This is a genomic window from Natronoarchaeum sp. GCM10025321 (assembly GCF_042663585.1).
Lineage (GTDB): Archaea > Halobacteriota > Halobacteria > Halobacteriales > Natronoarchaeaceae > Natranaeroarchaeum.
In genome coordinates this window covers 1268335-1282798 of record NZ_JBHTAN010000006.1, presented here as the reverse complement: position 1 = coordinate 1282798, position 14464 = coordinate 1268335, and the positions used below count along the sequence as shown (strand labels likewise).

At 59.9% G+C, this 14464-nt stretch carries 11 protein-coding genes and 1 pseudogene; 9 read left to right on the top strand and 3 right to left on the bottom strand.

Features of this window, described 5'->3' with window-relative positions:
* Positions 1 to 700 precede the first annotated feature (700 nt).
* From rdfA to ACFQL3_RS09270, 3 genes and pseudogenes are all read left to right on the top strand, one after another.
* Positions 701 to 1351 carry a rod-determining factor RdfA gene (gene rdfA / locus ACFQL3_RS09280; RefSeq protein WP_377053546.1) on the top strand — a complete coding sequence of 217 codons (651 nt, stop codon included), beginning with the start codon at positions 701 to 703 and terminating at the stop codon, positions 1349 to 1351.
* 142 nt (positions 1352 to 1493) lie between these two features.
* On the top strand, positions 1494 to 3446 hold the full coding sequence (locus ACFQL3_RS09275) for an archaea-specific SMC-related protein (protein WP_377053543.1): 1953 nt from the start codon (positions 1494 to 1496) through the stop codon (positions 3444 to 3446).
* Positions 3447 to 3602: 156 nt separating this feature from the next.
* Positions 3603 to 4472, top strand: a pseudogene (locus tag ACFQL3_RS09270) (MFS transporter); the annotation flags it as partial.
* 573 nt (positions 4473 to 5045) lie between these two features.
* Here ACFQL3_RS09270 and ACFQL3_RS09265 read toward each other — a convergent pair.
* Both ACFQL3_RS09265 and ACFQL3_RS09260 read right to left on the bottom strand, forming a co-directional pair.
* Positions 5046 to 6305, bottom strand: a complete 1260-nt coding sequence (locus tag ACFQL3_RS09265; protein WP_377053541.1) for a digeranylgeranylglycerophospholipid reductase — start codon at positions 6303 to 6305, stop codon at positions 5046 to 5048.
* A 452-nt stretch (positions 6306 to 6757) separates the two neighbouring features.
* Positions 6758 to 7537, bottom strand: coding sequence for a sulfite exporter TauE/SafE family protein (locus ACFQL3_RS09260; protein WP_377053539.1), 780 nt, complete (start codon positions 7535 to 7537; stop codon positions 6758 to 6760).
* 633 nt (positions 7538 to 8170) lie between these two features.
* Between ACFQL3_RS09260 and ACFQL3_RS09255 the strand changes: the two genes are divergently transcribed.
* From ACFQL3_RS09255 to ACFQL3_RS09240, 4 genes are all read left to right on the top strand, one after another.
* Entirely contained in the window at positions 8171 to 8482 is a 312-nt protein-coding gene (locus tag ACFQL3_RS09255; protein ID WP_377053537.1) for a hypothetical protein, read from the top strand.
* Between the two features lie 263 nt (positions 8483 to 8745).
* The gene (locus tag ACFQL3_RS09250) at positions 8746 to 9408 is read left to right on the top strand and encodes a queuosine precursor transporter (RefSeq protein WP_377053535.1); all 663 of its coding nucleotides are present in this window, start codon (positions 8746 to 8748) and stop codon (positions 9406 to 9408) included.
* 548 nt (positions 9409 to 9956) lie between these two features.
* Positions 9957 to 10709 carry a pirin family protein gene (locus ACFQL3_RS09245; RefSeq protein WP_377053533.1) on the top strand — a complete coding sequence of 251 codons (753 nt, stop codon included), beginning with the start codon at positions 9957 to 9959 and terminating at the stop codon, positions 10707 to 10709.
* Positions 10710 to 10798: 89 nt separating this feature from the next.
* Entirely contained in the window at positions 10799 to 11686 is an 888-nt protein-coding gene (locus ACFQL3_RS09240; protein ID WP_377053531.1) for an NAD-dependent epimerase/dehydratase family protein, read from the top strand.
* Positions 11687 to 11705: 19 nt separating this feature from the next.
* Here the strand turns inward: ACFQL3_RS09240 and ACFQL3_RS09235 are convergent, their stop codons facing one another.
* Entirely contained in the window at positions 11706 to 11831 is a 126-nt protein-coding gene (locus ACFQL3_RS09235; protein ID WP_377053529.1) for a hypothetical protein, read from the bottom strand.
* Between the two features lie 148 nt (positions 11832 to 11979).
* On the opposite strand from ACFQL3_RS09235, the gene ACFQL3_RS09230 reads away from it, so the two are divergent.
* Both ACFQL3_RS09230 and ACFQL3_RS09225 read left to right on the top strand, forming a co-directional pair.
* The gene (locus tag ACFQL3_RS09230) at positions 11980 to 12810 is read left to right on the top strand and encodes an alpha/beta fold hydrolase (protein WP_377053527.1); all 831 of its coding nucleotides are present in this window, start codon (positions 11980 to 11982) and stop codon (positions 12808 to 12810) included.
* Positions 12807 to 14447: an AMP-binding protein gene (locus ACFQL3_RS09225; protein WP_377053525.1), complete on the top strand. Its 1641-nt coding sequence runs from the start codon at positions 12807 to 12809 to the stop codon at positions 14445 to 14447. Before ACFQL3_RS09230 ends, ACFQL3_RS09225 begins: the two co-directional genes overlap by 4 nt.
* Positions 14448 to 14464: the final 17 nt, after the last annotated feature.

Below are 14464 nucleotides of genomic sequence, written 5' to 3'. Positions count from 1 at the left end.
TTCAATGAGGATTAGTTCCACAAGCACGGCACTCCGGGCACGTCGGTGACACTTGCGCGACGTCGAACCGCTGTTCTACACCTGCGGCTCGACGATTTTCGGGCCTGCTGTAGCGGATCGGTGCCGGTATGTGCTACGCTGTAGAGCCATGGCAGCTACTGGTGGGCAGCGAGCACACACTCGGAGGGCGTCTAATCGTCGTCCTTGTCGTCGTCGTCCGGAGCCAGCATCTCGGGGTCCCGTTCGTATTTCGGCGTTTCCGCGAACTCTGCAATACGCTTTCGTTCACTGTCGGATAGCCACTTCGGCATGAGAAATAAGTTCAGGTTAGGCGTATATACATCTGACGGCAAATGTAATATACACTATATTTCTGGCCGACATAGTACGGTGTCAGTGGTGTCGTGACAGTGACACTGTCTGTCGGTTTTCCGACTTTGACGGATATTATAGTGGTTCGATTTGGGTGCAATTCGCGGCGAAACTGGTCAAATCTCTCCTCGTCCAGCTCTGACAGGATGAGACATCATAGTACTCGGGTCCTACCGGTTTTATGGGGTTGTTCAACCCGCTGGCCGGTTTGATGATCCTGAAGTAAGCAGAATCTTCTAGTAGGTAACAGTTATCTACTACACAGAGAAACCGCCGCAGACCGCTGAGAAGAAAGTATTTACATTGCCGCTGACCTATACAAAATATCGTGACAACATCCGACGAGCGACTCCACGACATCGACTGCGGCTGCAAAGTCGGTCGCGTGCTGGAGGAGTACGACCTCACAGCGCTGAACGACGAACTGGTAGCGTACTGGACGGGGCGCGGTGAGGAGCGGTATAGTTTGCGAGAGCTTGCACAGTACGTCAACCGATCGATCCTCCGCGCGGCGATGGACGAGGCCGGTGTCGCGTACAAGGACGGCGAGATCGAGAACACCTATCGGCTCCTGACTGATGACGACGTGAGCAGCGGGATGCGTACGGAAACGCGGCGAGAACTCGAACACGGCTCCGTCCCAATCGAGCAGGTCGAACAGGATTTCGTGTCCCACCAGACCGTTCACAACCATCTGACCGACTGTCTCGATACGTCGATGGTCACGCCGGACGACGAAGAACGAATCGAGAACGCTCGCGACAAGATCCGCGCGTTACAGAACCGGACCGTAGCGGTGACCGACGACACTATCGAGCGCCTCGATCGGTCAGACGCGATCAATCTCGGCGAGTACGACGTGCTTGTCGACGTCTCCATCATCTGCAGTGACTGTGGCAACCAGTATACGGCCGGTGACCTGCTCGAGCGCGGGGGCTGTGAGTGTGAGAACGACTCCGAGTCAGGCGCAGAGAGTTAAACTGCGAGAGACCGGCTCCGGTCCGGACGACTGTTCAGCCCGACCGTTTACATCTGTACATGTGTAATCAGTACCGCCGTTCCGCGATCCGGACCGTAGAATAACGAACAAATAAATATGGAGAGCTACAAACGCTCTGACAATGGACTCAGGTACTAGTATGAACACCGAGGCCCTCCCCGATCAGGTTACCGTCCGAGCCGAGAATATCGGCGGTATCGACGAGACCTCTGTGACGCTTTACCGGGGAGTAACGGCACTCACCGGCCGGAATGCTACGAACCGAACCTCGCTCTTGCAGGCCATCATGGCGGCACTGGGAAGCGACGACATCTCGCTGAAGGCCGACGCCGACGCCGGGCGGGCCAGCCTGGAGTTCGATGATGAGGTCTACGAGCGGTCGCTCGAACGGAGCGGAGGCACCATCGTCACAGATGGCAATCCGTATCTGGAGGACAGCGAGATTGCCGATCTGTTCGCTTTCCTGCTGGAGTCGAACGAGGCGCGCCGCGCTGTGGCGCGCGGCGACGACCTGCGCGAACTCATCATGCGACCCGTCGACACGACGGCGATCCGCTCGGAGATAGAAGATCGGACGGCTGAGAAACGCAGACTCGACGAGCAGTTGGACGAACTCGACGACCTTGCGGTGAAGCTCCCGGGCCTCGAAGAGCAACGCACGCGACTGTCCAGCGAGATCGAGGAGCTAGAGACGGAACTCACCGACATCGAGGCGAAGATCGACGAGGTCGACGCGGATGTCGAAACCTCGCGCACGGAGAAAGAGGAGCTCGAAACGAAACTCGACGAGCTTCAGTCGGTCCGGTCGGAGCTCGAACGGACGCGACGCCGGATCGATACCGAGCGAGAAAGTATCGAGGCGCTGAAATCGGAGCGCGAGGAACTCGAAGCGGAGCTCGAATCGCTTCCGGCCGACCGCGCTGCCGAGGTAGAGCGGCTACGCGCCGAGATCGAGACACTGGAGGGCCAAAAGGAGTCGTTAACGGCCGAGATCAGCCAGCTGCAGAGCACGATCCAGTTCAACGAGGAACGGCTGGAAGAGGCCACCGAACTGGGTGTTGGGGACGCTTCCGGCGGCGACGTGACCGATCAGCTACTTTCGGACTCGGATTCGGTCGTCTGCTGGACCTGCGGCTCGGAGGTCGAGCGCAAGGAGATCGAACGAACTATCGAGCAGTTGCAGTCGAGCCGTCAGGAGAAGCTTCAGAAACGGTCTGAGCTGTCGAATCAGCTCAGAGAACGACGGAAAGAGGTCGACGAACTGGAATCGACGCGCTCGGAATCCGCCAACCTGGAACGTCGTATCGAGGAGGTCGGCGACGAGATAGCTGATCGGTCCGAGCGACTGGAGGATTACGAGGTCCAGCGTGAGGAACTGACCGACGCCGTCGAACAGCTCGAATCCGAGGTCGAAGAGCTGGAGTCCGAAACCTACGAGGAGGTGCTCGACTACCACAAAGAAGCCAACTCTATCGAGTTCCAGATCGAGCAAAAGGAGCGCGAACGCCGGGAGATCGAAGAGGAGATCGAGTCGATCGAATCCCGTCTCGACGAGCGTGAGCGCCTGGAAACGAGACGTGACGAAATCGCCGAGGAACTCACCGAACTCCGAACCCGCATCGACCGGATCGAAGAGGAAGCCGTCGAGGCGTTCAACGGCCACATGGAGAGCCTCCTCGACGTCCTGGAGTACGATAACCTCGATCGGATCTGGATCCAGCGTAGTGAGCGTGAGGTCCGCGAGGGCCGTCGGAAGGTCTCGAAGAGCACGTTCGATCTCAAGATCGTCAGAACGACGGACAGTGGGACTGCCTACGAGGACGACATCGATCACCTCAGCGAGAGCGAGCGGGAGGTGACCGGGCTCGTATTCGCACTGGCGGGCTATCTCGTCCACGAGGTGTACGAGACGGTCCCGTTCATGCTACTGGACTCACTAGAGGCTATCGACTCCGACCGCATCGCCGATCTGGTCGCGTACTTCCGGGAGTACGCCCCGTATCTCGTCGTTGCGCTGCTGTACGAGGACGCCGCCGCGCTCGACGTCGAACACGAGCGCGTCACCGAGATCTAGGAACGCCCCTCGCAGCGTTCGCTCGAACCGCGCAATGTCGCAGTCGGATAGTGATTCATTTCCGTTTCCCGCCACTGGTGTAGATGATGACAAGACGTCAACCGAGGATGAGCCCGCAACTGGAGATCTGGACGCTCCACGTGGAGCGCTGAGCCGATGCGCTGGTCGTATCGCCACACCCTACTGGCGCTGTGTACGCTGGCCTTCTTTGTCACAATGACCGCTCGCCTCGCTATCAGCCCAGTCGTCCTGAACATCGTCGAGGCGTTCGACACGTCGAACGCGACGGTCGGCCTCGCCCTCTCGGGGATGTGGCTGGCGTACGCGCTCTCCCAGTTCCCGAGCGGCGTTCTCGGTGACCGCTTCGGGGAGCGCCGGATCATTCTCGCGGCGATCGGACTGACAGGTCTCGGGAGCGCATCGCTCGCGCTCTCGCCGTCGCTGCCCGCGTTCGTCCTGTTCGCGGTCTTTCTGGGTGCCGGGGCCGGACTACACTTTAGCGTTGCCGCGACCCTGTTGACAAAGAACTTCGAGAACACCGGTACTGCGCTGGGCCTGCACAACGTCGGCGCGCCGTTAGCTGGGTTGCTCGCTCCGATCGGTGCAGCGTCCGTCGGCGTCCGTCTGGGCTGGCGCTACGCGATTGCGCTCGGCGTTGTGGTTGCTCTCCCCGTCTTCGTGACGTTCGCCTGGCGCGTCCGGCCGACCGAACCGGAACGACCGGACCAGCCGATGGCCGAGCGGTTCGAACTGGGTCCACTCGTCGAGTTGCTGAGCCGCCGACCAATCGCGTTCACCGTTGGCGTTTCCGTGCTCTGTGCGTTCGTCTGGCAGGGGACGGCCTCGTTTCTCCCCTCGTTTCTCGTGGCCCACCACGGCGTCTCGCAGACTACGGCCGGTGGCCTGTTCTCGGCGTTTTTCGTCGTCAACGGCGTTACACAGCCGGTTGTCGGGCGGCTGGCCGACCGACTCAGCCGGGACCGAGTTCTCGTGTTCTGCGTGCTCGTCGGCGTGGTCGGCTATGGCGCATAGTCCCCTAGCAGCTCTGCTCACACGCCATCCCGCAAGCTATCCAGGCAGTCACACCCGCCGGTCAGGGTAGATTGGGACGCCGCTCCTGGTCCCGACAACACCAGTTGTCCGGAAGTAAACAGGTCCTACTAAAGTAGTAACAACCGGTCGCGAGACGATCCGACTGCCGGCCGAGAAGCGCCCGTCCGTGATACCGTTCTGGTGGGCTGGTGGGGCTGGAACGCAGAGAGCGTGGTGAGCGTACCACGGCTCCGAGAACTCACTAGCCGTGACAGAGCAAACGGAAGCGGCGCTCAGGTCGACGGATTCGCCACAACGCCGCCCTCTCTGACTGCCGTGCGGTCACAGCACTCCATACAGCCCTGGACGTTATCCTGGTTGTCTCCGAAGACTCGAGCGAAATTACGCGTTACGAAGCCTCCACAGTTGTCACATCGTGGCATGGGTCGTCTGTTGTATTTCACCAATGTGGTATAGTTACTCGGCGTATACCGGGCTGTTACGTGGTTTATACTGTCGACTGAGAGTTCGGCCCCGTTCGATCTGAGGAAAAGAAAGCCCGTCTGCTCAGGACGGATTCCACCTATTTGACGGGTCTAGAAGCCGACGCTGTGCCCACTTGCCCAGTTCCGGGATATCCCCGAGATGTAGTAGCTTCATGATCGCTCCCTTGTCTCCGTCGTTCGCTTTGGCCAGTGTCTCGTCGTCGAGACGGTTCAGATCACGCATCAACGTGTCGTATCTGTCGTTCGCTGCGAGATACAGGACTTCGGTCATCAGCAGCCGCGACTTCATTTTCGGTGCAACTTTTTCGTGCCATAGTTTGTCGTACACTGAGAGTTGCTTCGCGGAGGTGTCTGGATCTTTAGGCGTGAGACAGTGATCGGCGGCGATTGCCGCCTTCCGCCCCGACTGCATACACTTGTTGATCCCTTCGCCCCACAGGGGATCGATGGTGGGCATGGTATCGCCGATTGCCATGAAACTGTCCGTACTCATCTCGCCCGGCATCTGGATATGTGCCGAACCGCGGAGGATGTCGCCGCCCTCGATCATGCTCGCGTTCTCGAACCGCGGATCGGTATCGAACCAGTGCTGCATATAGTCGTCGATCGTCATCCCGCTTTTCGACTTCTCGCGGTGGCGCTCGTTCTGGAGGTAGCAGACGCCGACCTTTGCGGTGTCCTCGCCGGTGTGGAATATCCACGAGTAGCCACCAGGTGCGATGTCGTGATCCAAACGGAGCATCATGGAGTCGTGTAGGTCGGCGTATCCGTCCTGTTCGAAGTCGATACCCTCCATGTGGTAGTCGATCCCGATCGCCTGGTTTTCGCGTTCCAGATTGCTCACGCCGAGTTCTGAGGCCAGCGGCGCGCTCGGACCCGTGGCGTCGACGATGATCTTCCCGTATACCTCTTCGCCACCATCGTACTTGACGCCGGCAATCTCCCCGTCCTGCATGATCGGTCCGGCGACGCGAGAGTCGAAACGGAACTCCGCCCCGTTCTCGCGTGCCTTCTCGACCAGCCAGCGCTTGAACGCGGCAAAGTCCATCACCGCACCGGAGATATTCCGCGTGAAGTGTTCGTTGGGGGACTCCAGCACGACAGTGTCGGTGTACTGTTGGACCACATCGTCGGGGACGCCGAACGCTGACATCATCGACGGGAACGTCCCGGCGGTTGACTTGTTACTCTGGCGGGGGAACTCCGCTTCTGGTTCCGTCTCAAGCACGAGAACGTCGTAGCCCCGTGCGGCGAGGTCCCGGGCACATTGCCCACCTGCTGGACCTGCACCAGCGACCACAACGTCGTACTCTGCTTCCATATTTTGACATCGGGTGTCCCGGTTATAAATACTTCGAGGTGACGACACCCGGCTTTAGTCGGGTGATACTGCCGTTATGTAGTGAAATGATCTCAGGCTCAGTTTCACGGTTGGAATATCTACACTTTCAAATATTTTAATGTTTTTTATTTTATAGATAGTTGTCGATATAGTACGATACTGTAAGTATATAGCCTGTACTATGCAAAAATCAGAACCAATTATAATTGCGGACGGGGTGGCGAGTGTCCGAAGAAAGACAACTCAGTCTTCCCGTTCGACCGGGAGTGCGCGCGCCGTCACCTCGGGAGGACTGCACCCCAGCATGTTCTACGACTCGGACTCACGGCTGTCAGATGGGCTCGGTACCAGCGGTGTGACCTCCCGGGCCGACCGCCGTCGACGGTACGCGGGAGTCCGGTGTACTGCTGTTCCGGGCGGGAATGGCGTGTTCACGCGATACCCAGCCCACCCAGAATCAATCGGACACCGATCACGGTCAGGAGGGAGAGAACCAGTGTCCGCCGAAGTCGCTGGCTGATCCGGTCACGGAGGCGCTTTCCGATTCCGACGCCGGCTACAGCCGGCACGGTCGCACCGATCGAGGCGATGAAGACGATACTATCGGGGTAGAGGCCGAGCGCTCCGGCCGCGATGACTCTGACGCCGTTGAGGCCCAGAAACACCATCGCCGTGACGCCGATAAACAGTCCGTGTGAGAGGTTACAGCTCTTGAGATAGGCGACGAGTTGGACGCCGACGTTCGTCGCGCCGAAGACGACGCCTGAAACGGCACCGACCGCAACCATTCCCGCCGAAGACTCGACGAAACACGCTTCCTTGGCGCGTTCGAGCGTCGGAAGCCGGACCGTTTCCTGTACGCTGGCGACGAACGCCAGGGAAATGAGGCCGAGGCCGACCCGCAACGGCGCATCGGGAATCACGTCGAGAACGACTAACCCGGCCAGCATCCCGACCAGTGCGGCGATCAACAACGGTGCGAACCGACGCCCACAGGTCCGGAGCTGATCGCCGGATAGCTCGCCGATCAGCGAGAGGTTCACCCCCAGTATCGGAACGATCATGAACACGACTGCGGTGGCCGGATCGACCACCGTCGCGAGCGCCATCGTCGCCACCACCGCGAAGCCAAAGCCCGCGACGCCGTTTACCGCCCCGGCAACCGTCATCACAACGACCAGTAGTCCTGCGAACGCCAGCGAATCTATCATTGCTTGAATATCTCACCCTGAGGGTTTATTCCTGCTCCGGCTGTGCGCGTCGGTTGCTCATCAGTCGATGCATTGTGTGTTGGGTGGGATCGGCTCTACCACAGCATCGGTGTGGGATCGGTACAACTATACAGGAACTGAAATCATTATATTTATCCATCTTATTTGTTATTTCTTCTGTCGCAGAATTCAGTCGACTTCTGAAAAACAAATCCATTAAAATCGGCATGGAAATCCAGAAGTTGGAGCTAGATTTCTAATTACTGGAGTATACTGTCTTCTATATCTCTATTTACAATAACTACCTAAAATGACTCCCCACAGAGAGATCTCAATGTCTTAGATCAAAAATCTGGGATCAACAGGCCTATTGCGTCTATATATTGATTGTATTTCGGCACTCATATCTTTTTATCCGATTACTCATTGACGTGTCCTATCGTGTTCACATATAATATATAAAAATTATATTTTTCGGGAGATCGGACGCTCACAACTGCGTCGGCCAACACTGACGTGGTTCGTCGAGGAAAGGGGGAATCGGTGAGCACTGCGGTCGGGCGTGTGGCGCCCCAGTAGCCCCATCTCGTCGGTCACAGAACCCATATGTCCGTGGCCCCCGTCCTCTCCTGCATGGGCACCGAGGACGTACTGCCGGACCTCGATCATCGACTCGCGAGAACTGTAGAGCGAGTCCTCGATGATGCTGTCGACTGGACACTCGACGACGTGGACGACGGCTACCGACTCGTCGCCCCGGACAGGACACTGCTGATCACCCGTCGTGCCGGTCCAAAAGAGTCCGTCAGGTGGGTAATATCGTTGCGAGCGGACGGCGCAACGGTGAGCAAATTCGGCCCGTTCGCTTCGGTCGACGACGTCGCCGACCAAGTCAAGACCGTACTCGATGCAGACGTGCAGTACACCGTCTGTTGCGACGGATAGGGGACTCGGACTGCTCGGCCTCCCGCGCGAGACGAACTCATACGATCCCTCTTGTTGAAGCATTGTCGACGCCGACCGTCTGTGGATATGCTCTGTGTATTATCGAAGCACTCTTTCGATAGCACCGGCTTACCAGTTGCTATGGTAGTACTCGCAATCCGAACTGGTTCCAGACTGCTCGCATCGGACGAGTTACCGTCCGACTGCGGCAGGACAGCACCACCTCAGAGCAGCACCACCCACCTCGCCCGAGGTGGTGACCGGTGAACGTCGACGATACGAAAGCGATTTTCACTGCGGTCTTTGCAGGCTCAGTCGTACTCGCAAACGTGCTCGCGGCGAAGTTGACGTGGCTCGAACTCCCCATTATCGGCGGTGTCGCCATTCCGGCAGGGTTCGTCGCGTTCGGCCTCGCCTATCTGGCCTCCGACCTGCTTGTCGAGTATCACGGGCGAAAGTACGCCGCAACGGTAATCAACGGCACCGTGCTGACGCTGGTGCTCTCGTACGCGCTGGTGTTCATGGCTATCTGGATGCCGACGGCTCCCTTCTTCGAGGGACAGGAGGCGTTCGCACAGACCCTCGGCGGTTCGGCGTCGATTATCCTCGCATCGGTAGTCGCCCTCGCTATCGCCCAGCATCTCGACGTCCGACTGTTCTCGGACCTCAAAGCGCGGACCGGCGGTCGCTACCGGTGGGTCCGCAACTGCGGTTCGACTGCGATCAGTCAGGGCGTCGATACGGTCGTGTTCATCACGCTCGGCTTCGCCGTCTTCCCCGCCCTCGGCCTCGGCGGCACCCCGACCTGGGGCTGGGCGCTGGCCTCCATCGTGATCGGACAGTACGCCGTCAAACTGATCGTCGCGCTCCTCGATACCGTCCCCTTCTACGCCGTGACGGAAGCCGTAGACCGAACTGCCTCGTGAAGTACCTCGGGGGCAAGGCCCGAGGCTTCACCGTTTTGGGTCTGCACCACGCCCGCAGGCGAATTTAATTCCCCTCGACCTCCCCTGCTGTTTCAGGATCGGCTGGAATTAACACCCGAACGCACCACAGCGTCCGTGAAGGTCGGGGCCTCCACCAGCCCCCGTTGAAACCCCCGTCGCACCACCAGTGGTGGATTTTGAGAGGGGCCACGTTTCCAAACCGTTTGCTCAGTCAGCATTAGATTAAGGTCGTTAATCCGTCTTTCTGGGTTCTCTGACTGTCCTTCTACGACGAAACGTGGTCTGTTAAAAGTTCGTGTCGGCTTCACCCTCGGGGTCAAGTGGTTCGAGACGCGGAGCGTCTCCTCATCACGGAAATCGTAGATTTCCGTACGACCCCGAGGCACTCGCCTCGAACTGCCTGTAGACTCTCGGATCGGTCCGCGACCGCGCCGCCGACACGGACGACGATTGGTCGGTTGAAATCGAATGGGTTCGGTTGCTCAGTGACCGCAAACATATGTAGCTCTCTGCCCGAGTAGTGGTAGATGAACTCCGAACCGACGGCCAACCTCCACAAGGCTCCCCGAACGGATATCTCTCAGAACCAGGGACAGTTCCGTATCCATTTCAATTTCCCCGGACAGAACCTCCCCGACCACGGCGACCACGGCTACGGCCCCCTGGCGACCGTCGTCGAGTCGTTCATGGATCCGGACACATTCATCCCGATGCACCAACATCACAACGAGGAGATCATCTCCTGGGTACCTGACGGCGTGATGCGTCACGACGACCGCGAGGGGAACGAACTGATCACCGATCCCGAACACCTGCTGGTGATGAACGCTGGAAGCGGCTTCTGGCACGAGGAACGCACGCTTGCAGAGGATCCCCCGCTCAGAATGCTACAGATCTTCGTTCGGCCGCACAGTCTCGACCTCGCGCCGACGATTCAGCACGAACCTGTTCCGGACCCAACCCTCGACGAATGGCGACATCTCTTCGGTCCGGAGGGCTCTGTCGCGCCTCTTTCTGTTCGGAACGAGGTCCACTTCTACGACGCGCATCTCAGCAACAACGCCACGGTGGACCTCCCCTCCAAGACGGGATGGGATACGTACTTCTACGTGTTCGAGGGGGCAGTCATGGCTGGCGATACCCATTTCGGCGAGACTGAGAGCGGACTGCTCGTCGATGGCGACGAACTGGGGGTTACCGCCACGACCGAGACGGTGCTGGTCGCGTTCCTGATCGATCCGGATGCACCGGTTACGACCGCAGGAACGATCGGACGCTGAGACGGTCCGCGAACCGGTTCCGTTACGCCGCGGTTGCCACCCCTGCCACTGGGACCAGTCATTAAGTGGGCGACCCGCCATTGAAGACTATGACTGAGACAGTCGTCGTCACCGGGGCGCTCGGCAAATCCGGCAGTTGGATCGTCGAATCGCTTCGCGAGGAGTACGAGATCGTCGCACTCGATCAGACGCTCCCCGAGTCGACAGCCGTGGAGGGGGTCAACTTCCAGAACGTCGACCTCACCGATCAGGGAGCGGTCTGGGAGACGATACTGGATGCGGATCCCACTGCTGTCGTCCACTTCGGTAACATCCCTCACGAGGAAGACCACGCGGGTGGAAACGTCTTCGAGAACAACATCGTCAGTACCTTCCACGTGCTGGAAGCGGCCGGCCGTGCTGGCGCGGACGTCGTCTGGGCGTCCAGCGAAACGGTCTACGGCACACACTGGCCCGACCCGGAGTTACCGGAGTACTTCCCCATCGACGAGGCCCATCCCGTCGCGCCGTGGAACGGCTACGAAACGTCGAAGATAGCCGGAGAGGCCGCGGCCGAGCGGGTCACGAACGCGTTCGACGTCTCCGTCGTCTCGATCCGTCCGACCTGGATCCAGTATCCCGGCCGCTATCAGATCACCGAGATCCGGGAGGCGTTCGACGTCGACGACGCGGATCGGAACGGGAACTTCTGGTCGTACATCGACGTTCGGGACGTCGTCTCCATGGTCGAGGCGGCGCTGGCGGCTGATATCGAGGGACACGAAATTCTCAACGCGTTCGGTCCGGACAACTTCCTCGGCATCGACACAGAGGATGCTATCGAGGCCGGGTACGGTGAACTCCCGGAGCAGTGCGAACTCACCGGCGAGGAGTCGGCGTTTTCGACGGCGAAAGCCGAGTCGATGCTAGACTGGGAGCCACAGCATTCCTGGAAAAGAGCAGAGGACGAAGAGATTCCGGACCCCGAGTTCGTCTGAGTACTGTCCGACGTCGTGATTAGAGGTCGGTGCCACAGGACGGGCACTCGGGGCCGGACTCGCTCGTCGACGGCACGACGTTGAGTCGACAGTTCTCACACCACCGGAGTTGCTCGCTGGTGTCGTGGGGGGTATCGTGTGTCATATCCAGTACTACGCGTCCAAACCGCAGAAAACCTTCGCCACGTCCGGGCTATGAGCGCTGCGACATCGAATTCCGACCGCAAACGTTGCGACTACGGGTTGATACTCGAACGTGAGATACTTTGTTCGTAGTAGACGTTTCTAGAGGTATGCCAACAACGACCAACGATGGAATATCGCTCTATTACGAGGATAGCGGACCATCGGACGCTGAGCCTGTCGTCCTCGTCGAGGGGCTCGCTACTGGCCGCTGGATGTGGCGGCGACAGCGCGATGCCCTCGAAGACGAGTATCGCGTTATCGTCCCGGATAACCGCGGAACGGGCCGCTCCGATGCCCCCGAGGGACCGTACACGATTCAGGAGATGACCGCGGATCTCGAGGCGATTCTCGCCGATGCCGACGTCGACCACGCTCACGTCGTCGGCGCGAGTATGGGCGGAATGATCGCCCAGCGCTACGCCCTCGACTACGACCGCACGGCCACGCTCGGCCTGTTGTGTACGACCCACGGCGGGCCAGACGCGCTTCCGATACCGGAGGAGACGCAGGCTCAAATGTTCGCCGCCCCGGAGGGTGCGGACGAGCGAGAGCGTATCAAACACCGCATGCGACCGGCCGTATCGGATTCGTTGTACGAGGAGAAGCCGGAACTCGTCGAGCAGATCGTCGACTGGCGTCTGGAACAGAACGCGGACGAGGCCGCACGCGAGGCCCAGGCCGCAGGCGTGCTGAACTTCGATACGAGCGACGAACTCGACGAGCTAACCGTTCCGACGTTGATCTGTCACGGTCAAAAAGACCGCGTCGTCCCCGTAGAGAACGCACACTTGCTGCACGAGAAACTGCCCGAGAGCCGACTCGAAATCCTCGACGACGGCCACCATCTCTTCTTTTTCGAGGATGCCGAGTGGGTCACCGAGCGACTGCACGAGTTTCTCCGTTCGAACCCCATAGCGACCCCGGCAGAGGAATCATGAACTGGGGGCAGGATCCGTACGAGTGGACCGGTGACTGGAGCGGCCGTCGGGCGTCACTCTCTCCGGATCGGACGGCGATCATCGACGAGACGGACGACACCGCCTACACGTACGGCGACCTCGACGAGCGAGCGAACCGCACCGCCCGGTTCCTGTTGGATCTCGGGGTCGACGTCGACGACCGAGTCGCTCTCGTTTCGCGAAACCGTGTCGAGGCGTTCGACCTCTTCTTCGCGACGGGCAAGATCGGGGCCCTGCTCGCTCCGATGTCGTACCGCCTGGCACCGCCGGAACTCGCGGAACTGTTCGACCTCGTCCAACCGGAACTACTCATCATCGAGTCGCCGTTCGTTGAGCGCGTCGAGCACGCACTTGCTCGGTCGGATGCCGAGCCCGAAGTACGGGAGATCGAAACCGACGATCCTGCCGGCGGCTGGGAGGTCTACAGCGAGGGGCTACCGGCCGACGCTTCGCCGGTTCCGATCGCCGAGCGAGCGCTCGACGACCCGCACCTGTTGTTGCACACTGGCGGTTCGACAGGGGTCCCGAAAGAGACCACGATCACGCACGGATCGCTCTACTGGAACTCGTTTAACACGATCACTGCCTGGGGGTTACGTCCCGACGACGTCGCCCCAATGGTGTTCCCCATCTTCCACACCGGGGGCTGGAACGTCCTTTCGCTACCCTTCTTCAATATCGGGGCGACGATCACTATCGACCGCGAGGTCGAACCCGGGCGCGTTCTCCGACAGGTCGATCGGCGCGATGCGACGGTTCTCGTCGCGGTTCCCGCCGTACTCCGGGCGATGGCCCGTCACGACGAATGGGAAGAGACCGATCTCTCTTCGCTTCGCTTCGTCAAGAGCGGTGGCGGCCCCTGTCGTGACGCCATCGTCCAGATGTGGCGCAACCGTAACGTGGATATCTCACAGGGCTACGGACTCACCGAGTGCGGTCCGAACAACTTCGCGATGCCCGACGATCCGGCGCCAGAGAAAGTAGAGACCGTGGGCAAGCCAGTCATGCATACGGACGTCCGGGTCGTCGACGAGGAGGGAACGGCGCTCCCAAGTGGCGATATCGGTGAACTGGAACTGTCGGGGCCTCACGCCGCGGCGGGATACTGGCGGAACCCGGAAGCGACCGCAGAGACGTTCGGCGAGAACCAGATCCCCGTGGCCGATGATCCGGAAGCGGACGGTCGGCGCGCTGGCCGGTGGGTATCGACCGGCGACCTCGCCCGCCGTGACGAAGACGGCTACTATCATATCGAAGGTCGGAAAAAGAATATGTTCGTCAGCGGTGGCGAGAACGTCTACCCGCCCGAAGTCGAGGACGTAATCGCAGACCATCCCGCAGTCGCAGAGGTAGTCGTCATCGGCGTGCCGGACGAGCAGTGGGGGACGGTCGGAAAGGCGGTCGTCGAACCTGCGGAGAATGCGCTCGAATCGGCGGACGAAGAGGAGTCTCCGCTCACACTCGGAGAACTCACAGCGTTCCTGAACGAACGGATGGCCAGATTCAAGATTCCGAAACATCTCGCGTTCGTCGACGAGATGCCGATGAGTGGGCCGTCCAAGTTGGACCGCGCCGCAATCAAGGAGGAGTACGGGAACTCTCCAGACGAAAGTTAGTTTTCACCCCGAACCGT

Coding starts and splice junctions, on each gene's coding strand:
- ACFQL3_RS09275 (WP_377053543.1), top strand. CDS start 1,494: ATGGACTCAGGTACTAGTATGAACACCGAGGCCCTCCCCGATCAGGTT.
- ACFQL3_RS09265 (WP_377053541.1), bottom strand. CDS start 6,305: ATGGAAGCAGAGTACGACGTTGTGGTCGCTGGTGCAGGTCCAGCAGGT.
- ACFQL3_RS09260 (WP_377053539.1), bottom strand. CDS start 7,537: ATGATAGATTCGCTGGCGTTCGCAGGACTACTGGTCGTTGTGATGACG.
- ACFQL3_RS09255 (WP_377053537.1), top strand. CDS start 8,171: ATGGGCACCGAGGACGTACTGCCGGACCTCGATCATCGACTCGCGAGA.
- ACFQL3_RS09245 (WP_377053533.1), top strand. CDS start 9,957: ATGAACTCCGAACCGACGGCCAACCTCCACAAGGCTCCCCGAACGGAT.
- ACFQL3_RS09240 (WP_377053531.1), top strand. CDS start 10,799: ATGACTGAGACAGTCGTCGTCACCGGGGCGCTCGGCAAATCCGGCAGT.
- ACFQL3_RS09235 (WP_377053529.1), bottom strand. CDS start 11,831: ATGACACACGATACCCCCCACGACACCAGCGAGCAACTCCGGTGGTGT.
- ACFQL3_RS09230 (WP_377053527.1), top strand. CDS start 11,980: ATGCCAACAACGACCAACGATGGAATATCGCTCTATTACGAGGATAGC.
- ACFQL3_RS09225 (WP_377053525.1), top strand. CDS start 12,807: ATGAACTGGGGGCAGGATCCGTACGAGTGGACCGGTGACTGGAGCGGC.